General features: G+C 37.8%; 1 protein-coding gene. It reads right to left on the reverse strand.

Going from position 1 to position 687, the window contains the following annotated elements:
* Positions 1-119: 119 nt before the first annotated feature.
* Complete coding sequence (locus NLX67_RS22620; protein ID WP_254313640.1) at positions 120-533, reverse strand: hypothetical protein; 414 nt, start codon at positions 531-533, stop codon at positions 120-122.
* Positions 534-687: the final 154 nt, after the last annotated feature.

Here is a 687-nt window from a genome sequence, read left to right on the forward strand (position 1 = left end):
TTCGCCATTTAAAATCCCCCTTGAGTAAACAGTAGCGTTGCTTTTCTACACTGTCCACTTAAGGGGGAGCATATCATGCATTTATGTTGCATTCTAATAATTTGTCAATCGATAACAGATTAAGATTCTTCTTCATAATGCTTCATTTCACTATCATCACCTGGTTCATGCCAACCGCCATCCTGTTTTACTTGGCCGTCCTGCACGTAATAATTATAGCCTTTGTCCAGTTTATTAAGGAAGATCACTTCCACCCCTCCATGATCAAGAGAGACTCCTTCCTGCCTTCTAATGAACCATTTTTCACCGGGATATTTTTCTCGCAAGTGCCTTTCTACTGTATCAATGTTTTCCATTATCATTCTCTTCTCTTCGTCTTTTTCCCCTATCAAGTAAATGACTTCTGCTGTACTAACCAAAAGAGCTAACGATAAAAAAATGCTTCTTTTCTTTGAAAAAAACAATGCGATAAGAAACAAGATTAAAATAGGCAGCACCATTAAAAAACAGGTTATGATAGCGTTTGGCGACATGCTGTTCTCCCCTTTTAGCTTTTTATATTCCAGCTTCATTTTGTTAAACGCTGCAAGCATTAAACTGTCACATTGAGTGACAAAACGGCTTTTTTAGGTGTCATTCTGTGTGACAAACAGGCTTTTTTTAGTGTCACACCGTGTGACAAAATCA

The organism is Domibacillus sp. A3M-37, assembly GCF_024213455.1.
Lineage (GTDB): Bacteria > Bacillota > Bacilli > Bacillales > Domibacillaceae > Domibacillus > Domibacillus tundrae.